The sequence below is a fragment of the Mycolicibacterium sp. SMGY-1XX genome (genome assembly GCF_059132455.1).
Map to the genome: position 1 here is coordinate 4075051 of NZ_CP101139.1, position 25138 is coordinate 4100188.

A 25138-nucleotide genomic window follows, 5' to 3' on the forward strand; every position below is an offset into this window, starting at 1 on the left:
CAGGCGGGCAGCCGGATGCCCGCCCTCACCGGCTCAGCTCGCCGGGCTGTACCCCCGCAGATCAGGCCCGCGACGCCGATGCGCGGGACAGCCCGGCCCCGCCGACCGCCGCGAGCACGGCTTCGGTGGAGTTCGGCCCACCGATGGTGATCCGCACTCCGCCGTCGGCGTAGTTCTTGACCCGTACTCCGCTGTCGCCGAATACGTCTCGCCACGACTCGCCGGAGGCCGGCAGATACACGAAGTTGGCGTGGGCGTCGGTGCTGCGGATGCCCAGGAAGCGCAGCGAGGCCTGCAGGCGTCGGCGCTCGTCGGTGATCCGCCGGATCCGCAGGTCCAATTGGGCTTCGGCGGCATAGGAGGCGGCGACGGCCACCAAACTGGTGGTTCCCATACCGAACGGCAGTTGCATCGCCCACAGCCTGGCACCGAGTGCAGCCGAACTGAACGCGTACCCGATGCGCAGACCGGCCAGCCCGTAGGCCTTGGAGAAGGTGCGCATGACCACCACGTTGGGGAATCTGGCCACCAGGTCGACGGCGTCGATACGGTGCGCGGGCGCGACGAACTCGACATAGGCCTCGTCGAGCAGGACGACGGTGTCCGTCGACACCTTCGAGAGGAACTCTTCCACAGCGGCACGCGACTCGATGGTCCCCGTCGGGTTGTGCGGCCGACAGATCACCACGGCACGGGCGTCCCGGGCGGCCTGAGCCATCGCGGGAAGGTCATGACGCCCGCAGCGCAGCAACGGGATTCGCACCGGCACGAGCCGGTTCATGGTCGACACGATCTCGTAGCCCTCGAAGGCCGGATCTGGGATGACGATGCGATCGCCGGGATCGGTGATGGCATGCAGAACGTGCAGCATCACACCGGTTGCCCCGGCACCCAGGATGACCTGCTCGTCGGGAACTCCGACGTGCGCGGCGATCATCGCACGCAGGCGCTGCGGCAGGAACTCGGGATAGCGGTTGGCCGAGGAGATGGACCGGACCAGCGCTGCCCGGACGGCGGGTAACGGTGGGTACGGATTCTCGTTGAGCGACAAGGCAAACGGATCGATCCCCAGCGGTTGCACCGGCGCCATCGGGGAGAATGCGACCGCCGTCATGGTCGCCCACCCCAGCGGATCGCCGTCGCGGCGGCGAAGTCACCGGCATGGGCGAACCCGGCCATCATCACCACGTCGCCGGGACGTACCTGGCCGTCCTCGACCGCCGCATCGAAGTTCACCGGGATACCGACGGCGAAGAGGTTCCCGCACCGGTGGAACGTGTCGCGATGCCGCTCCCGCGGGATCTCGAGCGCCTCGTTCCAGTTCCGCAGGAAAACCCGGTTGGGCTGATTGGTGACAAGCAGGTCGATGTCCTTGGACTTCATCCCGATCCGGTCGCACACCGACAGCGCCACCTCCGGAACTTCCCGGTTGCCCCGGGCCAGCACCTTCATGATCTTGGCCTCGTTGAAGCTGACGTAACCCTGGCCTGGGCCGGCCTGCCACCACTGCCGCGGCGGGTCGGCGGTCAACGACATGTCCGGGGCGTACTCACCGAAATACCGGCATTCCACATCGAGAATCGGCGACTCGTCGGAAGCCCGGAGCAGCCCGACAGCCGCACCGTCGCCGGGGACCGAAGCCTGTGCCTTGATGCGGACCTGCTCCTGGGTGAAGATCTTGCCCGCCGCGTTCTGGGCACACGCAATGAGCGCGGTCCGACCGGCACCGGATGCCAGCAATTGCCGGGCCAGCTTGATCATCAGGATGAACGCCGCGCACCCGCCGTTGTGCACATCGATGACGAACTCGGGGTTCATGCCGAGCCGATGCGCCAGTTCCCCGCCGGCCCCGAGGATCGGTAGGTCCGGCAGCTGGGAATGGGTGAGCAGGACGTCGACGTCGGCCAGCAGGTCGGGCCCGAACCTGGCGGCCAGTCCGTCGGCCGCACGCTCCATCATGTCGACATTGGTTTCGTCACCGGCGGCGTGGTGGCGGTATTCGGGTGCCCGGAACATGAGGTTGTCGCGCAGGTCGTCGGTGCCGGCGATATCGGCATACCACTGTGCGGGCACCCGGTTGGCGGGCAGATAGGTCGCGACGTCGACCAGGCTGACAGTCGTCACGGTCTGCTCACCTCATCCAATCGGGTTTCACGGGAAGGCCGTTGTGGTGCCGGTATTCGGCGATGGCCTTGAGGTTCTTCAACTCCAGCAGGTGGCCGGCCCCGAACATGTCCCAGAAGTCGCCCACCCACACCGGTCGGCCGGGCGGCGCTGTCTCCGGATAGGGATTGTCGTCGTAGAACGGGTGGCGGCAATTGGTCCACAGCACAACAGAACCGGGCTTGTTGAACACCACCTGGGCGTCCACCACGCGCATCAGGTAGATCATCCACAGGTGCATCCCTTGGTCCCAGGCGCAGTGATAGTCCACGGTGCGCGCCGCCGGGTTGGCGACCGTGCGGGTGTAGATCATGGTCTCCGAGCCCAGTTTGTCCCTGGCCTGCCACAATCCCGGTTCGTCGGTCTCCTCGAAATCACGCAGGCTGTAGGTCCACTCCTCCAGGCACCGGGTGTCGGCCAGGTAATCGAAGAGCTGGTCAGGGGGACAGTCGATGTAATCGTTGACGGTGCAGAAGGTGCCGAACACCTGATCGTGCGGATAGACCGACCGCATCATCTCGAGGATCAGCGGCGTCGCCTTCTCCCGGGGGCTGGTTTCGATCCGGTGCACCCCGTCGATGGGTGCGGTGGATCCGCTGTGGGTGACGATGTCGTCAAGGGCGGGCAGGGCCATGGACGGTCTCCTTCTGGGGGGCGGTGCAGCGGACGGGTGGGGTTGATGGCGGAGACACGAGAAACGGTGCAAACGGTGGGATCTCGTCGGCCGAGCACTCCACACACACCACCGACGGGCCGTCGACGGCCAGGGCTGCATTCAACGCCTGCTCCAGCTCGGAGGTAGCGGCGACGTCCACGGCATGCAGGCCGGGGAACATGGCCGCCAGACCGGCGCCCAGGTGAGCGGGCCGGAACCTGTTGTAGCTGTACACATCGCGGTAGAAGAGCTGCTCACGGGTGACGCACATCGCGTGGGCGTTGTTGTTGAACAACACGAAGGTGATCGGCAGTTGGTACTCGACTGCGGTGTGCAACTCCATACCGTGCATGTAGAAGGCACCGTCGCCGGCGATCACCACGGTGCGGCGACCGCGCGCGAATGCCATACCGATCGCCGCGCCGAAGCTGTAGCCCATTCCGCCCATACCCAGCGCGACGACAAAGCGCCCGTCCCGCCGCACCGGCAGATGGTGCAGGGCCGCGGCGCCGGTGTTACCGGCGTCGACCACGATGTCGGTGTGGTCGGGCAGCGCGGTGTCCAGGACCGCCATCGCGTCCTTGTATCGCACGCCGGGACCGCTGTAGGCCGGGGGCGACAACTCGGTTCTGCGCAGATCGCCCTGCACCCGGATGCCGTGCGGCCGCCCCGCGCCGGTCAGCGCGCTGCGGATCCGCGTCAGCGTGGTCCGAAGGTCCTGGCTGTGTACATGGGTGCACGCGATGAACGGCGAGGCAGCGCCGATCGACAGGGTGTGCGTGCCGGCCAGCGCCTTCTCCAGGCCGCCGCGGGCGGTCAGGGGCAGCCGGGTGCCGATCAGCAGGCACAGCGCGCTGTCGGCGATCATCGCTGCGACACCCGGGTGCCCCATGATGCCGGCCAGACCCAGGGCCGCAGACGATCCGCAACCGGGTGTGCCTGCGACGTCCTTGGCGTCCGGAACGCAAGCCACCCGCGCCCGCAGGACAGCACGCAACTCCTCGAGTTCGGCGCGGGCGTCGTCGCGCGCAACCTGCTCGCCGGCGATGATCGTCACCGGACCGTCGGCCCGGCGCAGTGCGCGCACCACCACCTGCGTCTCCCCCACCGCCCGGGGGTGGGCGCCGTTGCGGGGGTGCTGGGATGCCGGGACATCGATGACACTCTGCTGAATGTCTTTGGGTAACAACAGGACCGCGGGACCGCCGGACCGGGCGGCGGCGATAGCACGCGGAAGTACGTCGGCAACCTCCGCGGGGTTGCGCAACCTCTCGCAGAACACCGACACCGTGGAGAACAGGGCCTCGGCATCTACGGCACCGTTGCGTCCGCTGGTGTCCTGAAAGCTTCCCTGCCCGTCGAGCGCCAGCGGCGGTTGCCCGATCAGAGCCAGCACCGGCACCCGGCTCGCATACGACTCCCCCAAGCCCGCAACCGCATTCAGGCAGCCACCGCCGGAGGTGGTGGCGACGACGCCCAGGCCCTGGCCGCTTCGGCTGTACCCGTCCGCCATCGCAGCGGCCGAGAATTCGTGTTTGGCGAGCACCGCGGTGATACCGGTGGTGAAGTAGGCCGCGTCGTAGAGGTCTTCGATGTTGGCCCCGTCGACTCCGAAGATGTGCCGGACGTCGGCGGCGACGAGTTGGCCCGTGAGGTAGTCCACGACGCGCCGCGTTCCCCCACGGGTGCCTGATGGTGCGACAACCATGTTTCCCCTCGCAAAAGACCCCAGCGGCAGGCGCATATTCGGGCGGCGTGAAGCCACTCAGTCAGTAGGACGTATTCGGGCCCGCTGCGGTTCAATTATCACCGAAAATATTTCTGGCTAAATGCTTTTCGCCGTGTACCTGAGTCGCGGCACCCGTCCGCAAATTCGGCGCGGGACATCGCGCCGCCACTATGAATTCGTTGGCGTTTCGCGATTCCAGACAGCGGAAGATCTGTCATAAAGAGAGGGTGCGTACACCCGTGGTCCGACCGCTGTCGGAATTGATGGATGCGGTCCGCGCGGGTGTCGATCCGGTGAAGTACTTCCGCACACATGCCACCGACCGTCAGATGTTCTGCCTCAGGTTTCCCGGGCTGGGCCGCGTTCGTTTCGTCAGCGGCGCAGCAGCTGCACGCGAGATCTTGACGGCTCCCGCCACGGCGCTGCTGGCACCGCGACCCAACCCCATCGAGCCGGTGGTGGGACGGGGCTCGTTGATCCTGCTGTCGGGCCAGCAGCATCGGCGGGAACGGAGTCGGCTCAGCACGCCGTTCCACAGCGCCGGGGTGAAGTCCTTCGCGGGGCTCTTCGCCGAGGTCACCCGCGCCGAGATCGACGGCTACCAGCCCGGCCAGCGCATCGGGCTGCGGGCACTGTGCACCGCGGTCACGTTGCGCGTCGCCGTTCGTGTGGTGTTCGGCGTGACGGAACCGGATCGGCAACGTCAGTACACCGACGCCATGTCCGCGCTGTTGTCCGCCAACACCGCGGCGCTGATGTTGGTGCCCGCGCTGCGGCGTGATCTGGCGGGCCGGGGTCCGTGGGCACGTCTGGTGGCGCTCCGTGACGATCTGGACCGTCTGCTGGCCGAGGACATCGACGGCCGCCGACGCGTCGGCGCCGGGGGCAACGACGTTCTGGACCTGTTGTTGTCCGCCACCGATGAGGACGGTCGCCCGTTCGACGATGCCGAACTGTACGACCAGTTGCGCACGCTACTGGCCGCCGGCCATGAGACCACGGCGACCACGCTGATGTGGGCGTTCTACCACGTCTGCGCCGACGAGTCCGTCCGCCATCGGCTGATCGATGAACTGTCCTGTGCCCCAACGGAAACGGAGATCACGACGCTGCCGTACCTCAGCGCGGTGATCAACGAGACGCTGCGCATACACCCACCGGTGCCCATCGTGTTGCGTCGACTCGCCGAACCCCTCACCATCGCCGGAAACAGGTGTCCGGCGGGATCGGTCGTGGGGGTGGCGCTGTACGCCCTGCACCACAACCCGGACATCTGGGACCAACCCGACCAGTTCGACCCGGACCGGTTCCTCCGTAGGCGGTACACCGCGTTCGAGTACGCGCCCTTCGGTGGTGGCCACCGGCGTTGTATAGGAGCTCACTTCGCCACCGCCGAACTCGCGGTCATCCTCGCGACCGTGCTGCGTGGCGTGGACCTGCGCCTGTCCCCCGCGGAAGCCGCCCGCAAGCCCCCCGGATCGTCGGCGCGGGGAATCGCGGTCGCGCCCGACCGGGACATCGTGGTGGACATCGTCGCGCGGAACTGACCGGTGCCCGGCCCGTCAGCGAGCGCGGGGATGGGCGCCGGCCCACACTTCGCGCAGCGCGTGCACGGTCACCAATGTGTAGATCTGAGTGGTCGTCACCGACGCGTGGCCCAGCAGTTCCTGAACCACGCGGACGTCGGCGCCCCCGTCGAGCAGATGGGTGGCGAACGAGTGTCGCAGCGTGTGCGGCGACACGGCCGAGGAGATGCCGGCCCGTTCAGCGGCATCCTGCAGCACCTGCCACGCGCTCTGCCGGGACAACCGGCCGCCGCGGGCATTGAGGAAGATCGCCGGAGTGCCACGGCCGCGCCGCGCCAGATCAGGACGGCCCCGCACCAGATAGGCGTCCAGCGCGGCGACGGCAGGCCGGCCGATGGGCACCAGCCGCTGTTTGCCGCCCTTGCCCCGCAGCAGCACCGACCGGGCCTCGGTGTCGATATCGTCGACATCCAGGCCCACGGCCTCGGAGATCCGGGCTCCGGTGGAGTACAGCAGTTCCAGCATCGCCCGGTTGCGCAGCGTCAGTGGACCGTCTGAGGCATCCTCGCCTCCGGCGCCCTCCAACAGCGCGATCACCTCGTCCAGCGACAGGCTCTTGGGCAGCCGCCGGCCGGGGGTGGGCGGTTTCACCGCCCGCGCGACGTCGATCGCGGTGACCCCCTCCGCGGTGGCGAACTTGTGCAGTCCACGCACGGCGATCAGCGCCCGGGCCGCGGACACCGCCGACAACGCGACCGCTCCGGTGTCCTGGTCACCGCGGCGCAGCGCCACCAGGAACTCGCTCACATCGGCCTCTGTCACCTTGGCCAGGTCATCGACCCCCCGGGCCCTGAGATGCTCGTGATAGCGGCGCAGGTCGCGGCGGTAGGAACTCAGCGTGTTGGCGGCCACCCCGCGTTCGATGGTCAGGTGGTCCAGGTAGCCCTGCAACTGGTCATCGAGCAGCGTGCCCACGGTGGTCATCTAGTGGCCCTGGCGCGCAGCGAACCGGGTAGGCCGGTCGGTCCACTCGGCGTCCACCGGACGCGTTTCGGCCACCCCTTGACGGACCGCCCACGCCGCCAGGATCCCAGCCACCGCAAGGGAATTGACGATATCGCCGGCGAACACCCGTTTCACTGCGTCGATCAACGGCACCCGTTCGGTGCGCATGTCGGCTTCTTCGTCGTGCGCCTCCGGGCGCTCGACCTCGCGCAGTCCGGTCGCCAGATAGATGCGCACACTCTCGTCGCTGAAGCCCGGAGCCGAGTCGATGTCGACGAGCACACTCCAGGTGTCGGCTTCCAAGCCGGCCTCCTCGACCAGCTCGCGCCGAACGGTCAGCGCCGGGTCTTCGCCGCCGATGTCCAGAAGTCCGGCCGGCAGCTCCCACAGCCTGCGCCCGAGCGGGTGCCGGTACTGGTACACCAACACGATCTGGTCGTCATCGTCGAGGGCGGCCACCGCGACGGCCCCATAGTGTTCGACCACCTCGCGGCGCGCCGTGCCACCGCCGGGCATGTGCACTTCGTCGGCGCGCAGCGCGAAGATCTTGCCGGTGTACAGCGTTTCGCTGGCGACGGTATCGAAGGCGTGTTCAGCCACGGGACGTCGACTCGTGGGCCAACTCCGCGGACTCCGACTGCTCGAGACCGTTGGAATGCTGTTCGGTGTCCAGCGGCAACCGTTCGGCGGCCTTGTACTTGGCGGCCGCGGCGACAAACGCCGCGAACAGCGGGTGGGGCCGGGTGGGCCGGCTCTTGAGCTCGGGGTGGGCCTGCGTCCCGACCAGGAACGGGTGGATCTCCTTCGGATACTCGACGAACTCCACCAGGTGACCGTCCGGTGAGGTACCGGAGAACCGCAGTCCGCTCTCGGCGATCTTGTCGCGGTAGGCGTTGTTCACCTCATAGCGGTGCCGGTGCCGCTCCGAGACCTCGGTGGAGTCGTAGGCCTGCGCCACGATCGACTTCGGTTGCAGCACCGCCGGGTAGGCCCCCAGCCGCATGGTGCCGCCCAGGTCGGCTTCACCGGCGACGATCTGCTCCTGGTCGGCCATCGTCGAGATCACCGGATCCGGGGTGTCCGGATCGAATTCCGCCGAGCTGGCCTCGGTCAGACCGACCGAGCGGGCCGCCTCGATGACGATGCACTGCAGTCCCAGGCACAAACCGAGCACCGGGATGCGGCGTGCGCGGGCGTACTTGATGGCGCCGATCTTGCCTTCGATACCGCGGATACCGAAGCCGCCGGGGATCAGCACACCGTGCACGTCGCCCAGTTCGGCGGCGGCACCGGCACCGGTCTCGCAGTCGTCGGAGGCCACCCAGCGCATCTCCACCTTGGTGTGGTTGGCGAAGCCACCGGCCCGCAACGCTTCGGCCACCGACAGGTAGGCGTCGGAGAGGTCGATGTACTTGCCCACCAGAGCGATTCGCACCGTCTCCTTGGGGTCGTGCACCCGGCGCAGCAGGTCGTTCCACTGCGTCCAGTCCACGTCCCGGAACGGCAGGTTGAGCCGGCGCACCACATAGGCGTCGAGCTCTTCGCGGTGCAGCACCTTGGGGATGTCGTAGATGGACGGGGCGTCGGGGGTGGAGATCACGCCGTCGACGTCGACATCGCACATCAGGGCGATCTTGTCCTTGAGCGATTCCGGTACCTCACGGTCGCTGCGCAGGATCAGTGCGTCGGGGGTGATGCCGATGTTGCGCAACGCGGCGACCGAGTGCTGGGTGGGTTTGGTCTTGAGCTCGCCGGACGGCTTGAGGAACGGCACCAGCGAGACGTGCAGGAAGAAGCAGTTCTCCCGGCCCACCTCGTGGCGGACCTGGCGGGCCGCCTCCAGGAAGGGCAGCGATTCGATGTCGCCGACGGTGCCGCCGATCTCGGTGATCACCACATCGGGCCGGTTGCCGTTGACGTCGGGTTCGGCCATGGCCAGGATGCGGTTCTTGATCTCGTCGGTGATGTGCGGGATCACCTGCACCGTGTCACCCAGGTACTCACCGCGGCGTTCCTTGGCGATCACCGCCGAATACACCTGCCCGGTGGTGACATTCGCATGTCCGGACAAGTCGCGGTCGAGGAACCGTTCATAGTGGCCCACGTCGAGGTCGGTCTCGGCACCGTCCTCGGTGACGAACACCTCACCGTGTTGGAACGGATTCATGGTGCCGGGATCGACATTGAGGTACGGATCGAGCTTCTGCATCGTCACGTACAGACCTCGTGCGGTGAGCAGCTGACCGAGGCTGCTGGCGGTCAGGCCCTTCCCCAGCGAGGACACCACGCCGCCGCTGACGAAAACGTGCTTGGTCGCGGTTTGCGGGTGCTTGCGTAACGATGGCAAGTGCATCCTCCCGTGGCGTAGAAGCAGGGTTACTTGCCTGGGCTGATGCCCAGTTTGGGCCTGCTGACCCACGGAAGTTCACCTTAACACCGACGCCGACAAGCTGACGTCGGCGCGCCGCGTCTACTGCGTGACGGTGACCGCGGTGGCACCCTGCCCGACGCCGTACTGTCCGGGCTTGCCGCCGGCCTCCAGATCCTGGATGCCGAGCACCGCGGTGATCCGACCGGATTCCGCGCCGATGTCGTCGACGGTGCTCACGACACTGTTCAGGCTCGGGTCGGACCGGATGACGGCCACGGCCGCGGTACCGGTGGCCGAGCCGTCCCGACCGGCCACCACCACGCCGGAACCGTGCGGGGCCAGCCCGGCGGCGAACCGTGCCACCGTGGAGCCCTGGTTGCCCGCGTCGTCGCCGAGACCGGCACCGGTGACGATGACGGCCGCATCGGCCGATCCGATCGCCCCGTCCGGATACGACAGGAATCCGGTTTCACGCAGCGAGGCCAGCACGGTCTCGCGTTGCTGGTCGTTGACCCTCGGCGCCGCCGGATCACGGGGACTCAGCAAAGCGATCCCCAGCAGATCGCCGGCCTGTGAGCCCTGGTCCACCAGCGTGGTGCGCAGCTGCGTACCCGCGGGCAGCACCGACGACCCGACCACCGTGCGCAGCTTCTCGGCGGAATTGGCGTCGACGAACTCCTGGGTGAGGGCCAGCGTGGCGGTGACGTTGCCACCGGCCTGTCCGATGATCCTGGTCACCCCATCGACGTCACCGTCGTCGGCGTCGGGCGTGCGGAACACCACCACCGAGCGGTCCTTGAGCGCGTTGCCGACGATGCGTCCTGCCACCTGGGCATCAAAATCGTTTGCCGCACTGAGCTTTTCGTTCAGCGCATTCTTCTCGTCGGTCAACCCGTTGATCTGCGCCTGCATATCCCGCTTCTCGTCGCGCAGACCGGACAGCAGCGTGTCAGAGAGCAAGCCGGATCCGAGCACCACCCCGATGGCCAGCGCCAGGAACACCGCCGCCAACGAAATAGCGTGGGAGCGAAGCGAAATCACGAGGTCACCCAGTGCTGTACCCACTGCGAGAACTTGTGCCAATACTGCATCACCCAGTCGATGACCACGGTGTCGGTCTGCGAAACCATCAGCGCGACGATCACCGCCACCAGCATGGCCAGCACCAGCATCGCGATGGAGCCGCCGGAGATCCGGCTGCGGTACAGCGTGGCCACCGCCTTGGCGTCGACGAGCTTCTCCCCCACCTTCAGTCGGGTCAGGAAGGTCGACGGGTTGGAGCGCTGACGGGTGCGGTCGAAGAATTCCTCGATACTGGCGGTGTGGCCCGCGGTGACGATCAGCGCCGCGCCGTGGTGATCGGCCAGCAACAACGCCAGATCGGCAGCCGATCCCGCGGCCGGGAAGGTCATCGCTCCCACGCCCAGGTCCTGGATGCGCTCGAGGCCGGGAGCGTGTCCGTCGGCATCGGCGGGCAGTACCACCTGCGCACCGGACTTGAGCGCATCACTGCTGATCTGCTCGGGATCGCCCACGATCAATTGCGGTCGGTAGCCGGCCTTGCGAAGCAGGTCCGCGCCGGTGCCCACGCCGATCAGCACCGGCTGGTACTCCTTGATGAACGGTTTCAGGGCCTTGAGATCCTCGGCCGCGCACGGCTCTTCGGCCACCACGACGACGTGCCGGCGACGCAGGTCGACATCGATGTCCGGGATGCCGATGCCGTCGATCAGCAGCGGGCTCTCGCTACGGATGAACTCGATGGTGTTGCCGGCGAACGATTCCAGATGAGCCACCAGGCCACTCTTGGCCTCGTGCATCATCTCGTTGATGTCCTCGTCGGACCGTTCGGAACCGAGCGCCAGACGCCGGTCGCCGGAGTAGACGCCGCCGTTGTGCAGCCGGATCTTGGCGCCGTCCTTGACCTTCTTGAAGACCTCGGGGCCGGTCTCGTCGATCAGGATGATGCCGTTGCCCACCAGGACTTCCGGCCCGAGGTTGGGATAGCGGCCCGAGATCGAGGGCGACGCGTTGACCACGCCCGCGATGTTCGCGTCGACCAGGGCATCGGCGGTGGCGCGGTCCAGATCCAAGACGTCGAGCACGACGATGTCACCGGGTTCGATTCGGCGCAGCAACCGATCGATATCGCGATCGACGCGGGCGGTGCCCGTGACGCCGGGTCGGGAGCTGCCGTTACGTGAGAGAAGCGCTGCCATCCGCATGGCGGTGATTCTGTAACCAGATTGTGCTGTCGGCGGGGAGGCGCGCCGTAACATCAGCCACAGAAGTCACATTCCGTCACACCAGTAACAGTTAACTGGGTGACTCGCGATCCGTCTGCGCCGCTTCCAGGAGCTCGCGCGCATGGGCCCGGCCGGTATCGGATTCACCCAGACCGGCCAGCATGCGGGCCAGCTCGGCAACCCGGTCGTCGTCGCTGAGCCGACGCACTCCGCTGGTGCCGTTCTTGCCGACCGGCGCCACCACCAGGTGGGTGTCGGCATAGGCGGCGACCTGGGGCAAGTGGGTGACGACGATGACCTGGTGGGTGCGCGCCAGCCGAGCCAGCCGCCGCCCGATCTGCACCGCGGCACGCCCGCCCACTCCGGCGTCCACCTCGTCGAACACCATCGTCGTGCCCTCGGCGGAGGCAGCAAGCACCACTTCCAGAGCGAGCATCACCCGCGACAGCTCGCCACCGGAGGCACTCTTGCCCAGAGGCAGCACCCCGCCACCCTTGTGCGCGGTGAAGCCGAACTCCACCAGGTCGACGCCGTGGGAACCGGCGTGCACCCGCTCACCGGAGGCGAGTTTCAGCGGCGCGGCGTCGTCGTCGCGGGCAGGCAGGGGTGACACCGAGATGGTGAACTCCGCATTCGACATCGCCAGCCCGGTCAGCTCGGCCGTCACCGCCTTGGCCAGCCCCTTGGCGGATTTGGCGCGTACCGCACTGAGGTCGGCGGCGGCCTTGGCTACTCGGCCGGCCAGTTCCTCGACCTTCGCGGCCAGTGCCGTCAGCGTCTCCTCGGACACGTCGAGCTGCGCGAGCCTGGCGCGCGACTCCGCTGCCCAGCTGAGTACGCCGTCGACGTCGGCGGCGTACTTACGGGTCAGCGAGCGCAGTTCCGCCTGTCGGGCCAGCTTCGTCTCCAGGGTGCTGGCATCGCTGGGCAGCTCGGCCAGGAACCCGCCGATCTCGCGGGACACATCGCTGACCACGGTCAACGCGTCGCTGAGCTGACGGCCGAGGGCCTGCAACGCCGCGTCATCGGTCGACTCCAGCGCCCCCAGCGCGGCACCGATGGCACTGGTTGCCGATACCTCGGAGCCGCCGTCGGCATCGTCGAGCACACCGGAGAGCGCGGCCCGTGCGGTCGCCGCGGATTCGCGCAGCGCGTCCAGCTCGGAAAGCCGCCGGATGTCGGCGACCAGCGCCTCGTCCTCCCCTGGTTGCGGGTCGACGGCGTCGATCTCCTGCAGTGCGAACTGCAGCCGGTCGGCTTCCTGCGCGAGGTCGCGCGCGCGGCTGGTGCGCTCCACCAGGTCCCGCCGCGCCGTCAGCCATTCCTCACGCAGCGCCCGATAGCGGTTCAGCTTCGCCGAGACGTCGGCGAACCGGTCCAGCGCCGCCCGCTGCTCGTCGGGCCGCATCAGCCGGAGCTGATCATTCTGGCCGTGCAGGGTCAGCAGCTGGGTGGTGAAGGTACTCAGCGATTTCGCCGGCACGCTGCGTCCGCCGAGGTACGCCCGTGACGGGCCGTCGCGGCTCACCGACCGCAAGGCGATCACACTGCCGTCATCGTCGCGTTCGGAACCCGACGAATCCAGGATCTCGTCGATCTCGGCGGTCACGGTCTCGTCGAGTTCGGCTGTCGTGAAACGGCCTTCGACAACGGCACGGTCGGCTCCCGAACGCACCCGGTTGGCGTCGGCACGCGCGCCACCCAGCAGATGCAGGCCCGTCACCACCATGGTCTTGCCGGTGCCGGTCTCACCGGTGAGCACGGTCAGCCCACGGTCGAACTCGGCGTTGGCGGCACTGATGGCGCCCAGTGCCTCGATGCGGATCTCGGCCAGCACGTCGTTACTGCCCGCGCCAGCCCGTGACCGGCAGCCGGAACTTGCGCACCAGCCGGTCGGTGAAGGGCGCACTGTCCAGCCGCACCCACTTCACCGGCGTCCCGCACCGGGTCGCTTCCAGTCGCCCGCCCGCAGGCACCACCATCTGTCGGCGGCCGTCGCAGAACACCATGGCGTCGTAGCCGTTGGCTTCGATCTCCACGGCGATCGTCGCCGCGGGACTGGTGACCATGGGGCGGGCGAACAGCGCGTGCGCATTGTTGGGCACCACCAGGATCGCCTCCAGATCGGGCCACACCACCGGGCCGCCGGAGGAGAACGCATACGCGGTGGAACCGGTGGGCGTCGCGATCAGCACGCCGTCGCACCCGAACGCCGACACCGGGCGGCCGTCGATCTCCACCACCACGCCCAGCACACCCAACCGCGGCCCCTTCTCGAGGCTGGCTTCGTTGAGCGCCCAGCCGCGATCGACGATCTCCCCGTCGACCCGGACCAGGACGTCGAGCGTCATCCGGGTCTCGACCCGGTAGTTGCGGTGGATCACGTGCTCGAGCACGGCGTCGAGATGGTCGGCTTCGGCTTCGGCCAGGAAACCGATACGCCCGAGGTTGACCCCCAGCACCGGAATCCCGACATTACGGGCCAGTTCGGCAGCGCGCAGGAACGTCCCGTCACCGCCGAGCACGAGGACCAGCTCGCAGCCCTGGGCGGCCTTCTCGTCGGCGTCCACCACCTCGATCTCCACGCCCAGAGCCCGCATGTCGTCGGGTGCCAGATGCAGCGGCCCCCGGTCGACGGCCTCCGCCGAGAGCATCTTCAAGCCGATGCCGTTGTCCGCCAACGTTTTCTCGACTTTGCGAGCAACCTCGGTCGCTTCCGGTCGGCCGGTGTGCACCACCAGCAGGATCGTTCGGTCGCACGTCATTGCGGCCCCTCGTCGACGGCTGTGCGGATGGCTGCGTCGAGATCGTCACCGTGCAGTGCCCGATCGGTGTCAGCACGCAGCCACAGGAAGTACTCCACGTTGCCAGACGGTCCCGGCAACGGGCTGGCCACCACCCCAACGGTATGCCAGTGAAGTTCGGCGGCGCGCTGCGACACCGCGCGCACAGCGGCCTGCCGCAGCCGCGGATCCGACACCACGCCGCCCGCGCCCACCTGGCCTTTACCGACTTCGAACTGCGGCTTCACCATCGGAACGATATCGGCGTCGGCGGCGCAGCAGCCGGTCAGCGCAGGCAACACCGTCGCCAACGAGATGAACGACAGATCGGCGACGACGGCGTCCACCCGACCGCCGATCACGTCGGGGGTGAGTTCACGGACATTGGTGCGCTCGAACACCCGCACCCGCTCATCCGACCGCAGCGACCACGCCAGCTGCCCGTAACCCACGTCGACGGCCACCACTTCGCGGGCACCGCGGTCCAGCAGCACTTCGGTGAAACCGCCCGTCGACGCCCCGGCATCGAGGCAGCGACGCCCGCCGACATCGATACCGAACGCGTCGAGCGCACCGATCAGTTTGTGCGCGCCACGGGAGACCCAACTACGCTCGCCTGCTTCCACGTGGACAGTGGCCGTCACCGCGATCGCCGTCGCCGGTTTGGTGGCGGGCATGCCGTCGACCAAGACACGTCCGGCGCTGATCAGCTCCGCTGCCTGTTGACGTGACCGGGCCAGCCCGCGCCGAACCAGCTCGGCGTCAACGCGTGTACGCCGTGTCACGGTCTTCTCAGCCCTTCTCCACCGATTCCAGGGCGTGCACCAGGACGTCGTGTGCTTCTTCGAGGCGACGAGCGATGTCCTCGAGGTCGAGGTCTCGACCGGCGCCGTCTTGTCGCACATCGGGCACCTCGGCGAGCAGCGCATCGAGCTGCGCACGGATCTGGTCTGCGTCGGCACTCATAACGGCATTCACGCTAGCTGATCGACGGGCGTCAGCAGCGACCAGCGCCGCAGAGCCTCGGCCGCGGCGTCGTCGTCGGCGCGCACCACGAACTGTCCGTCCGTCAGGCCGGCATCCCACACCGCCCGGGCCGTCGCCCGCACCACCGACAACCCGTCGGCGCCCGGATCGGCGTCGGTGGCCCGGACGGTGACCGCCGACCCGTCGACCCGCACGTCCCAGGCGGGCTGCGCCTCGACGGCGTAGGAGGACACGTCGTCGTGCAGCGCACGAAGATCGTGGGAGATGAAGGTGGGGCGCAGCGCGGGCGGGGCGTGCACGGCGTCGCGGGCGGTGTTGACACCGGAGAGCACCATCAGGCTGGGCAGCTGTGCGGCGTTGGCGCCGGCGATGTCGGTGTCGAGCCGGTCGCCGACGACGAGAGCCGCACGAAAATCTCCGCGCGACAACGCATCTTCCATGAGTGTGGGCGCGGGCTTTCCGGCGACCTGTGGTTCGCTGTCGGTGGCGGCGCGTAGTGCGGCCACCATCGAGCCGTTGCCGGGCAGCAGTCCGCGCTCGGTGGGCAGGGTCAGGTCGACGTTGGCAGCCACCCACAGCGCGCCGGAGCGGATCGCCAGCGCCGCTTCCGCCAGGTCGGCCCAGCCGGTGTCGGGGTTGTGTCCCTGCACCACGGCCACCGGCTCGTCGGTGAACAGCCGTACCGGTCGCAACCCGACGCCGCTGACTTCCAGCGCCAGCGCCTCGGTCCCGACCACGAGCACCGGCGCACCCTGCGGCAACTGCTGGACCAGCAACCGCGCCGCACCTTGGGCGCTGGTGACGACGTCCGCAGCCTCGGCGGTGAAGCCGAGCTCGGTCAAGTGTGTGGCCACCTCGCCAGCGCTGCGCGAGGCATTGTTCGTGACGAAGAAGGTGCGGGCCTGCGCCCGGGCGAGAGCATCGACGGCGCCCTCGGTGGGTTCCGCGCCGCGGAACACGGTCCCGTCGAGGTCGAGCAGCAAGCAGTCGTAACGTTCGGCGAAGGTCGTCACGTCAGGCGAGCTCGCTGATGCGATCTTCAGCATCGGTGACGCCGTCGACGTCGGCGCTGGCCGCGTGGAAAAACCATTGCAGGGCCTCGTCAGCGCGATCCAGCGCAAGGAGCGCCTCGGCGTAGGCGTAGAACAGCCGTGCGGCGGTCTGCCCGGTTCTGGTGGGATCCAGGGGCGGGGACGCCAGCACCGCCAGCGCCTGCTCGAGCTGCCCCAGATCGGCACGGGCACCTGCCACCACGATGCGCAATTCGTCAGCGTCGTCGCCGGTGAGCGCCTGCGCCTCGGGGCTGCGCGCCAATTCGATGGCGCGTTCGGGCCGGCCGACACCACGCTCGCAATCGGCGATCAGCGGCAGCAGCTCTGATTTCGCACCCATTCGGCGGGCCGCTCGCAGTTCGGCGAGCGCCTGCGCCCAGTCACCGCATCGATACGCCGCGATGGCCACCGCCTCGCGTACCGCCGCGATACGGCCGGAGCGCTGGCGCGCTGCCCGGGCGTGCTCCAACGCGGCTTCCGGGTCGTCGTCCAGCAACTCTCCCGCTGCCACCAGATGACGGGCGATGGTGTCCGCGGTGGTCTTGTCCAGTGTGCTGAGTTCGCGGCGCACCTCGGGAGCCAGCTGCTTGGCATCGACAGTGGCGGGGATCCGTGGGCCTTGCAGACGATCATCGGTCCGGTCAGCCGGTGCACCCTGCGGTTGAGTACGGCGGGCACGGTCGGGACCCGAGCGTGCCGGCGGCTTGGACCGCTCTTTCCACCGGGGAGCGCCCTCGCGGTCGGGGCGCCCTGACCGGCGATCTCCGCCGCCTCTGTTGTCGACCACTGGTGCCTTTCAGACTCGAAACCTCACGTCAGGATACGGGTACCGGCGTTTACGCCACAATTCGCCGCGACAAAGCCATTCTTTCGCACAAAAGAAAATGGCTTGTAATGGAAATAGAAATACCCCCCACGGGTGTGGGGGGTATTTCTGAATGTGTGTTCGGCGGTGTCCTACTTTTCCACCCGTAGGGGTAGTATCATCGGCGCTGGCAGGCTTAGCTTCCGGGTTCGGGATGGGACCGGGCGTTTCCCTGTCGCTATGACCGCCGTAACTCTATTTTCTTGTGTGATTCCCCCCGGGGTGGTCGGGTGGCGCCACGGTGTGGTGGCGGCCGGCCCAGAATCCCGTGGGGGGTTTCGTGTGCACCAAGAAAGGTGTTTTTGGTGGTGGGATGCAATGTTGGTCATTGCGGATGTGGTTGCGAAGCAAAAGGTTGTTGTAAGTTTTCGGCCGGTTAGTGCCAGTTCCCTCACACATTGCTGTGTTTACAGGTCTGGCCTATCGATCCCGTGGTCTGCGGGGGGCCTTATCCCTCCTAGAGGGTGAGAAACCTGGTCTTGGAAGAGGTTTCCCGCTTAGATGCTTTCAGCGGTTATCCTGTCCGAACGTGGCTATCCAGCCGTGCTCCTGGTGGAACAACTGGTATACCAGAGGTTCGTCCGTCCCGGTCCTCTCGTACTAGGGACAGATTTCCTCAAGTTTCTGACGCGCGCGGCGGATAGAGACCGAACTGTCTCACGACGTTCTAAACCCAGCTCGCGTGCCGCTTTAATGGGCGAACAGCCCAACCCTTGGGACCTGCTCCAGCCCCAGGATGCGACGAGCCGACATCGAGGTGCCAAACCATCCCGTCGATATGGACTCTTGGGGAAGATCAGCCTGTTATCCCCGGGGTACCTTTTATCCGTTGAGCGACACCCCTTCCACTCGGGGGTGCCGGATCACTAGTCCCGACTTTCGTCCCTGCTCGACGTGTCAGTCTCACAGTCAAGCTCCCTTGTGCACTTGCACTCAACACCTGATTGCCGTCCAGGTTGAGGGAACCTTTGGGCGCCTCCGTTACATTTTGGGAGGCAACCGCCCCAGTTAAACTACCCACCAGGCACTGTCCCTGAACCGGATATACGGTTCGAAGTTAGAAGTCCAATACGATCAGAGTGGTATTTCAACAATGACTCCACCCACACTGGCGTGTGAGCTTCACAGTCTCCCACCTATCCTACACAAACCGTATCGAACGCCAATACCAAGTTGTAGTGAAGGTCCCGGGGTCTTTTCGTCCTGCCGCGCGTAACGAGCATCTTTACTCGTAGTGCAATTTCGCCGAGTCTATGGTTGAGACAGTTGAGAAGTCGTTACGCCATTCGTGCAGGTCGGAACTTACCCGACAAGGAATTTCGCTACCTTAGGATGGTTATAGTTACCACCGCCGTTTACTGGGGCTTAAATTCTCCGCTTCACCCCGAAGGGTTAACGGGTCCTCTTAACCTTCCAGCACCGGGCAGGCGTCAGTCCGTATACATCGTCTTGCGACTTCGCACGGACCTGTGTTTTTAGTAAACAGTCGCTTCTCACTGGTTTCTGCGACCCACTCCCGCTGCCGGCCGCGAAGGCCATGACGGTAGGTGGGTCCCCCTTCTCCCGAAGTTACGGGGGTATTTTGCCGAGTTCCTTAACCATAGTTCACTCGTACGCCTTGGTATTCTCTACCTGACCACCTGTGTTGGTTTGGGGTACGGGCCGTGTGAGAGCTCGCTAGAGGCTTTTCTCGGCAGCATAGGATCACCGAATTCACCTCATCCGGTTATGCATCACCTCTCGGACTATGTGAACGACGGATTTACCTATCGCTCGTCCTACCGGCTTGCCCCAGTATTACCACTGACTGGTACGGCTACCTTCCTGCGTCACCCCATCGCTTGACTACTACCAACGAAGGTCCCGCGCAGCCCCAGAAACCGTCACCCCGAAGGGCTCAGTGATCCTGGATTTGGGCGGTTAGTACCGCTGATTCATCAGGGACGCGCTCACACGGGTACGGGAATATCAACCCGTTGTCCATCGACTACGCCTGTCGGCCTCGCCTTAGGTCCCGACTCACCCTGGGCGGACTGGCCTGGCCCAGGAACCCTTGGTCTTTCGGCGGGCAAGGTTCTCACTTGCCTTATCGCTACTCATGCCTGCATTCTCACTCCCACACCCTCCACAACTCGCTTACGCGGCTGCTTCACCGGATGCAGGACGCTCCCCTACCCATCAACTTGCGTTGATGCCGCGACTTCGGCGGTGTGCTTGAGCCCCGCTACATTATCGGCGCACAATCACTTGACCAGTGAGCTATTACGCACTCTTTCAAGGGTGGCTGCTTCTAAGCCAACCTCCTGGTTGTCTTCGCGACTGCACATCCTTTTCCACTTAGCACACGCTTAGGGGCCTTAGTCGGCGATCTGGGCTGTTTCCCTCTCGACGCACGGAGCTTATCCCCCGCCGTCTCACTGCCACGCTTTCACTTACCGGCATTCGGAGTTTGGCTGACGTCAGTAACCTTGTGAGGCCCATCGGCCATCCAGTAGCTCTACCTCCAGCAAGAAACACGCAACGCTGCACCTAAATGCATTTCGGGGAGAACCAGCTATCACGGAGTTTGATTGGCCTTTCACCCCTACCCACAACTCATCCCCTCAGTCTTCAACCTAAGTGGGTTCGGGCCTCCACACGGTCTTACCCGCGCTTCACCCTGGCCATGGGTAGATCACTCCGCTTCGGGTCCAGAACACGCCACTACACCCCCAACGGGGATACGCCCTATTCAGACTCGCTTTCGCTACGGCTACCCCACCCGGGTTAACCTCGCGACATGTCCCTGACTCGCAGGCTCATTCTTCAAAAGGCACGCCATCACCCCACCACGAAGGAGGGCTCTGACGGATTGTAAGCGCACGGTTTCAGGTACTATTTCACTCCCCTCCCGGGGTACTTTTCACCATTCCCTCACGGTACTAATCCGCTATCGGTCACTGAGAAGTATTCAGGCTTACCGGGTGGTCCCGGCAGATTCACAGCAGATTCCACGGGCCCGCTGCTACTCGGGGACAGTTCCACAGGAGTCACAATGTTTTCGTCTACCGGGCTCTCACCGTCTACGGCAGGCCATCCCAGGCCACTTCAACTAACACCATGATTTCTCACTCCTGCACCCATCGGCGGATGAGTGAAGAAACGCCCCACAACACCGCACACACAACCCCCGCCGGGTATCACATGCATACGGTTTAGCCATCCTCCGCTTTCGCTCGCCACTACTCACGGAATCACAATTGTTTTCTCTTCCTACGGGTACTGAGATGTTTCACTTCCCCGCGTTCCCCCCAACGCCTATATATTCAGCGTTGGGTGACACGACATCACTCGTGCCGGGTTTCCCCATTCGGACATCCTCGGATCAACGCTCGGTTGACAGCTCCCCGAGGCATATCGCAGCCTCCCACGTCCTTCATCGGCTCCCAGTGCCAAGGCATCCACCATGCGCCCTTAAACACTTACAAAAACCAAAAATGAGCAAAAATTGCACATCAACACACACAAAAACCACCACCAGGATCAACCCGGAGGCAGACATTCTGCGTGCAAGATGCTCGCAACCACTATCCACAAATCAAACACCACACCCCACCACCAAGATGGAGCGACAACAACACCCACCACCACAACACCAACGGTGCCGCGATACGGGCCGGCACACCCCCTCACCAGGGAAGGACGCCGCAAGGCTGCTGCCTCAAAGCCCAACAGTGTGCTTGGCAACCCCCACACCCCAACCAGCCGAAACCAATTGACACGCAAGGTTTTTGAGTTTGTTCCTCAAACATTTATGCACCAGACCGACACCCACTACAGGCACCGGCCATCCACAGAATCCGTCTGAAACCTCGGCGATCCGCACGATGCGGGCCGACCCAGACATTGTGGTGCTCCTTAGAAAGGAGGTGATCCAGCCGCACCTTCCGGTACGGCTACCTTGTTACGACTTCGTCCCAATCGCCGATCCCACCTTCGACGGCTCCCTCCCACAAGGGGTTAGGCCACCGGCTTCGGGTGTTACCGACTTTCATGACGTGACGGGCGGTGTGTACAAGGCCCGGGAACGTATTCACCGCAGCGTTGCTGATCTGCGATTACTAGCGACTCCGACTTCACGGGGTCGAGTTGCAGACCCCGATCCGAACTGAGACCGGCTTTGAAAGGATTCGCTCCACCTCACGGCATCGCAGCCCTTTGTACCGGCCATTGTAGCATGTGTGAAGCCCTGGACATAAGGGGCATGATGACTTGACGTCATCCCCACCTTCCTCCGAGTTGACCCCGGCAGTCTCTCACGAGTCCCCACCATAACGTGCTGGCAACATGAGACAAGGGTTGCGCTCGTTGCGGGACTTAACCCAACATCTCACGACACGAGCTGACGACAGCCATGCACCACCTGCACACAGGCCACAAGGGAACCAATATCTCTACTGGCGTCCTGTGCATGTCAAACCCAGGTAAGGTTCTTCGCGTTGCATCGAATTAATCCACATGCTCCGCCGCTTGTGCGGGCCCCCGTCAATTCCTTTGAGTTTTAGCCTTGCGGCCGTACTCCCCAGGCGGGGTACTTAATGCGTTAGCTACGGCACGGATCCCAAGGAAGGAAACCCACACCTAGTACCCACCGTTTACGGCGTGGACTACCAGGGTATCTAATCCTGTTCGCTCCCCACGCTTTCGCTCCTCAGCGTCAGTTACTGCCCAGAGACCCGCCTTCGCCACCGGTGTTCCTCCTGATATCTGCGCATTCCACCGCTACACCAGGAATTCCAGTCTCCCCTGCAGTACTCCAGTCTGCCCGTATCGCCCGCACGCCCACAGTTAAGCTGTGAGTTTTCACGAACAACGCGACAAACCACCTACGAGCTCTTTACGCCCAGTAATTCCGGACAACGCTCGGACCCTACGTATTACCGCGGCTGCTGGCACGTAGTTGGCCGGTCCTTCTTCTGCAGGTACCGTCACTTGCGCTTCGTCCCTGCTGAAAGAGGTTTACAACCCGAAGGCCGTCATCCCTCACGCGGCGTCGCTGCATCAGGCTTGCGCCCATTGTGCAATATTCCCCACTGCTGCCTCCCGTAGGAGTCTGGGCCGTATCTCAGTCCCAGTGTGGCCGGTCACCCTCTCAGGCCGGCTACCCGTCGTCGCCTTGGTAGGCCATTACCCCACCAACAAGCTGATAGGCCGCGGGCCCATCCCACACCGCAAAAGCTTTCCACCACACACCATGAGGCGCGTGATCCTATTCGGTATTAGACCCAGTTTCCCAGGCTTATCCCAAAGTGCAGGGCAGATCACCCACGTGTTACTCACCCGTTCGCCACTCGAGCACCCCGAAGGGCCTTTCCGTTCGACTTGCATGTGTTAAGCACGCCGCCAGCGTTCGTCCTGAGCCAGGATCAAACTCTCCAAACAAAAACCCCTCAACCCACAGGCCAAGGCAGAATTCGAATCAGAAAAATCCGATCACAAACAAAAGACACCAAAACTGGCATCCAAAAACCACACCCCACACAGGAAGACGGGGAGTCCCCCACAGGATGTGGCAAAAACAAACAAAAACCACCAAACACACTATTGAGTTCTCAAACAACAGACCTGCAGTTGTCTCCGTCAGACCGCGCAACAAATACTCGGCCTAATTGGCCGCCATTCTCGAGCGGGCTGTTCGGAAGCGCCTTGTTACCAGGGCGATTCCCGGAGGTCTTCGCGCTTTCCGGCCTGGCCGGGTCGCTCTGACCTGGAATAAGTTACGGCTCTGGAAACTCAGAGTCAAATCGCCTGGTAGACGGCCTGTTTGAGGGCGAAACCCCAGCACCGGCCGTTCACGAAACCCGGCGCACCCCGGCCACGTTCCGCTTCCCGCGCCGAACGACGAGCCAGCGGCCGAAAAGAAAGTCGGTTTCCTGGGGGATCCATTCCTCATTCGTGATCCGGACGTTGTTCACCGACACCCCACCCTCGGCGATCGTGCGCTTGGCCGCGCCTCTGCTGGCAGACAGTCCGGTGGCCACCAGGAGGTCGGTGATCGCATCGGGTCCGCCGGGGACGAGGTCGGCCACGGAGGTCTCTTCCAGTGCCGCCGTCAGCGTCACCTCGTCGAGAACGGTCAGCTCGCCGCGACCGAACAGCGCTTGGCTCGCGTGTTCCACCGCCGTGGTCGCGGCTTCGCCGTGCACCAGTGTGGTCAGCTCTCGAGCCAGCCGGCGCTGCGCCGAACGCTCGTGCGGACGCGCGGTCGTCGCCTCTTCCAGCTCGGCGATCTCGTCCGCGGTCAGGAATGTGAACCACCGCAGGTACGGGATCACATCCGCGTCGGCGGTGTTGACGAAGTACTGGTACCAGGCATACGGGCTGGTCATCTCGGGATCGAGCCACAAGCTGCCACCGCCCGTCGACTTCCCGAATTTGGCTCCGGTGGAATCGGTCACCAGCGGCGTGGTCAGCGCGTGCACGCCGGCGCCGAGCTTCTGGCGGACCAGCCGGACCCCGGCGATGATGTTGCCCCACTGGTCGGAGCCACCGATCTGCAATGCGCAGCCATACCGGCTGTGTAACTCCACATAGTCGTTGGCCTGCAACAACATGTAGCTGAACTCGGTGTACGAGATGCCGTCGCCCTCGAGTCGGCGCCGCACGGTATCGCGGTCCAGCATCACATTCACCGAGAAGTACTTGCCCACATCACGCAGGAACTCGATGGTCGACAGCTCGCCTGTCCAGTTCAGATTGTTCTCCACGATCGCACCGGTCGGTGTGTCATCGAACTCCACAAAACGTTCCAGTTGGCCGCGGATGCGAGTGGCCCAGTCGGCAACCACGTCCGCGGTGTGAAGCGTGCGCTCGCCGGCGTCTCGGGGATCGCCGATCATGCCCGTCGCTCCCCCGGCCAGCACGATCGGCCGGTGACCCGCCTGCTGGATACGCCGCAACGTGAGCAAGGGCACCAGATGTCCCGCGTGCAGGCTCGGCGCGGTGGGATCGAAACCGGAATAGACGGTGACAGGGCCTGACGCCAGCTGTTCGGCCAATGTATCGAGATCGGTGGACTGCGCAATCAGCCCACGCCAGGTCAGCTCGTCGAGGATCGTCGTGCCCATGCATGAATCTTCCCGCACCCGCGTCGGGGTCAGTCAGACAGCCCCGGCGCCGGGGCCCGGGGACTGCGCCGAAAGGCCGAGACCTCGGGGTGATCCGCGAGCCAGAACCGCCACGGCCGGTCAGCCGCCTTGCTCACGCCGACGCGGGGCCCCGCGGTGGAGTCGTGCGCGTCGCCGAGTTCGAGGCTGACCGGGGAATTTGCGGCAAACAGGTCGGTTCCGTTGTCCGACATCAGGATTCCCATCGCCGAACACAAGTTGCCCGGCCCACGCGCGAGAGCACGGTCGGCGACGGCCACACCACGGCGCTCGCGCGCTATCTCGACACCATCGATCACCACCGCGGCACGGAGTAACACTGCCGCGGCGGCATCGGCCGGGCCACACACGACGTTGGCGCAGACGTGGATGCCATGGCTGCGATAGGTGTAGAGCAGACCGGCTCGGCCGAACATCACCGCGTTGCGCATTCCGGGACCTCGGTAGGAGTGCGCCGCCTCATCCGGCCAAGGACCGTCGGGCGGCCCGCCATAGGCCTCGACCTCCACCACCTTGGCCTCGACACCGCGCGACCACAAGGTGGCGCCCAGGAGTCGACGGGCCGCAGTCACGGGATCGGTGTCCAAAGCGGAAGCCGTCATAGGCCCGAT

The 25138-nt window shown here is 65.4% G+C and carries 18 protein-coding genes and 3 rRNA genes; 1 reads left to right on the plus strand and 20 read right to left on the minus strand.

Going from position 1 to position 25138, the window contains the following annotated elements:
• Positions 1-61: 61 nt before the first annotated feature.
• From NL241_RS19725 to NL241_RS19740, 4 genes are read right to left on the minus strand one after another with little or no spacing between them, the layout of a single operon-like run.
• Entirely contained in the window at positions 62-1114 is a 1053-nt protein-coding gene (locus tag NL241_RS19725) for a pyridoxal phosphate-dependent aminotransferase (RefSeq protein WP_494394797.1), read from the minus strand.
• A complete protein-coding gene (locus tag NL241_RS19730; RefSeq protein WP_487695014.1) occupies positions 1111-2124 on the minus strand; it encodes a 3-oxoacyl-ACP synthase III family protein in 1014 nt (337 codons plus the stop codon). The genes NL241_RS19725 and NL241_RS19730 overlap by 4 nt, the downstream gene beginning before the upstream one ends.
• Before the next feature lie 7 nt (positions 2125-2131).
• Entirely contained in the window at positions 2132-2797 is a 666-nt protein-coding gene (locus NL241_RS19735) for a DUF8713 domain-containing protein (RefSeq protein ID WP_487695012.1), read from the minus strand.
• Positions 2778-4526: a thiamine pyrophosphate-binding protein gene (locus NL241_RS19740; protein WP_494394798.1), complete on the minus strand. Its 1749-nt coding sequence runs from the start codon at positions 4524-4526 to the stop codon at positions 2778-2780. The genes NL241_RS19735 and NL241_RS19740 overlap by 20 nt, the downstream gene beginning before the upstream one ends.
• A 260-nt stretch (positions 4527-4786) precedes the next feature.
• Here NL241_RS19740 and NL241_RS19745 point away from each other — a divergent pair, with 260 nt between their 5' ends.
• Positions 4787-6094 (plus strand): cytochrome P450, encoded by a 1308-nt coding sequence (locus NL241_RS19745; RefSeq protein WP_494394799.1) that lies wholly within the window; start codon positions 4787-4789, stop codon positions 6092-6094.
• Positions 6095-6109: 15 nt separating this feature from the next.
• Here the strand turns inward: NL241_RS19745 and xerD are convergent, their stop codons facing one another.
• The 16 genes from xerD to NL241_RS19825 all read right to left on the minus strand — a co-directional run bounded on the left by xerD (position 6110) and on the right by NL241_RS19825 (position 25129).
• A complete protein-coding gene (gene xerD / locus NL241_RS19750) occupies positions 6110-7057 on the minus strand; it encodes a site-specific tyrosine recombinase XerD (RefSeq protein ID WP_494394800.1) in 948 nt (315 codons plus the stop codon).
• On the minus strand, positions 7058-7678 hold the full coding sequence (locus NL241_RS19755) for an NUDIX domain-containing protein (RefSeq protein ID WP_487695006.1): 621 nt from the start codon (positions 7676-7678) through the stop codon (positions 7058-7060).
• Entirely contained in the window at positions 7671-9425 is a 1755-nt protein-coding gene (gene pyrG, locus NL241_RS19760) for a CTP synthase (protein WP_494398345.1), read from the minus strand. Before pyrG ends, NL241_RS19755 begins: the two co-directional genes overlap by 8 nt.
• A gap of 123 nt (positions 9426-9548) precedes the next feature.
• Positions 9549-10490: a copper transporter gene (locus NL241_RS19765; protein WP_487695004.1), complete on the minus strand. Its 942-nt coding sequence runs from the start codon at positions 10488-10490 to the stop codon at positions 9549-9551.
• Positions 10487-11674, minus strand: a complete 1188-nt coding sequence (gene steA, locus NL241_RS19770) for a putative cytokinetic ring protein SteA (protein WP_487695002.1) — start codon at positions 11672-11674, stop codon at positions 10487-10489. Before steA ends, NL241_RS19765 begins: the two co-directional genes overlap by 4 nt.
• Before the next feature lie 91 nt (positions 11675-11765).
• A complete protein-coding gene (recN, locus tag NL241_RS19775; RefSeq protein ID WP_487695000.1) occupies positions 11766-13532 on the minus strand; it encodes a DNA repair protein RecN in 1767 nt (588 codons plus the stop codon).
• 4 nt (positions 13533-13536) lie between these two features.
• Positions 13537-14460: an NAD kinase gene (locus NL241_RS19780; RefSeq protein WP_487694999.1), complete on the minus strand. Its 924-nt coding sequence runs from the start codon at positions 14458-14460 to the stop codon at positions 13537-13539.
• The gene (locus tag NL241_RS19785; protein WP_494394801.1) at positions 14457-15263 is read right to left on the minus strand and encodes a TlyA family RNA methyltransferase; all 807 of its coding nucleotides are present in this window, start codon (positions 15261-15263) and stop codon (positions 14457-14459) included. The genes NL241_RS19780 and NL241_RS19785 overlap by 4 nt, the downstream gene beginning before the upstream one ends.
• A gap of 7 nt (positions 15264-15270) precedes the next feature.
• Complete coding sequence (locus NL241_RS19790) at positions 15271-15444, minus strand: hypothetical protein (RefSeq protein WP_487694995.1); 174 nt, start codon at positions 15442-15444, stop codon at positions 15271-15273.
• A gap of 8 nt (positions 15445-15452) precedes the next feature.
• Positions 15453-16478 (minus strand): HAD-IIA family hydrolase, encoded by a 1026-nt coding sequence (locus NL241_RS19795; protein ID WP_487694994.1) that lies wholly within the window; start codon positions 16476-16478, stop codon positions 15453-15455.
• 1 nt (position 16479) lies between these two features.
• The gene (locus tag NL241_RS19800) at positions 16480-17304 is read right to left on the minus strand and encodes a tetratricopeptide repeat protein (protein ID WP_494394802.1); all 825 of its coding nucleotides are present in this window, start codon (positions 17302-17304) and stop codon (positions 16480-16482) included.
• Between the two features lie 157 nt (positions 17305-17461).
• Positions 17462-17574, minus strand: a 5S ribosomal RNA gene (gene rrf, locus NL241_RS19805).
• A gap of 164 nt (positions 17575-17738) precedes the next feature.
• Positions 17739-20849: ribosomal RNA gene (locus NL241_RS19810) — 23S ribosomal RNA — on the minus strand.
• 434 nt (positions 20850-21283) lie between these two features.
• Positions 21284-22803 (minus strand): 16S ribosomal RNA (locus NL241_RS19815).
• The 16S, 23S and 5S rRNA genes sit together here, the layout of an rRNA operon.
• Before the next feature lie 410 nt (positions 22804-23213).
• Positions 23214-24488, minus strand: coding sequence for a tyrosine--tRNA ligase (tyrS, locus tag NL241_RS19820; RefSeq protein ID WP_494394803.1), 1275 nt, complete (start codon positions 24486-24488; stop codon positions 23214-23216).
• Between the two features lie 29 nt (positions 24489-24517).
• Positions 24518-25129, minus strand: a complete 612-nt coding sequence (locus NL241_RS19825; protein ID WP_494394804.1) for a DNA-3-methyladenine glycosylase — start codon at positions 25127-25129, stop codon at positions 24518-24520.
• Between the last annotated feature and the right edge of the window lie 9 nt (positions 25130-25138).

What these genes read in the sequence shown, in the direction of transcription:
- NL241_RS19725 (WP_494394797.1), bottom strand. Translation starts at nt 1,114, where the DNA reads ATGACGGCGGTCGCATTCTCCCCGATGGCGCCGGTGCAACCGCTGGGG.
- NL241_RS19735 (WP_487695012.1), bottom strand. Translation starts at nt 2,797, where the DNA reads ATGGCCCTGCCCGCCCTTGACGACATCGTCACCCACAGCGGATCCACC.
- NL241_RS19740 (WP_494394798.1), bottom strand. Translation starts at nt 4,526, where the DNA reads ATGGTTGTCGCACCATCAGGCACCCGTGGGGGAACGCGGCGCGTCGTG.
- xerD (WP_494394800.1), bottom strand. Translation starts at nt 7,057, where the DNA reads ATGACCACCGTGGGCACGCTGCTCGATGACCAGTTGCAGGGCTACCTG.
- steA (WP_487695002.1), bottom strand. Translation starts at nt 11,674, where the DNA reads ATGCGGATGGCAGCGCTTCTCTCACGTAACGGCAGCTCCCGACCCGGC.
- NL241_RS19780 (WP_487694999.1), bottom strand. Translation starts at nt 14,460, where the DNA reads ATGACGTGCGACCGAACGATCCTGCTGGTGGTGCACACCGGCCGACCG.
- NL241_RS19790 (WP_487694995.1), bottom strand. Translation starts at nt 15,444, where the DNA reads ATGAGTGCCGACGCAGACCAGATCCGTGCGCAGCTCGATGCGCTGCTC.
- tyrS (WP_494394803.1), bottom strand. Translation starts at nt 24,488, where the DNA reads ATGGGCACGACGATCCTCGACGAGCTGACCTGGCGTGGGCTGATTGCG.
- NL241_RS19825 (WP_494394804.1), bottom strand. Translation starts at nt 25,129, where the DNA reads ATGACGGCTTCCGCTTTGGACACCGATCCCGTGACTGCGGCCCGTCGA.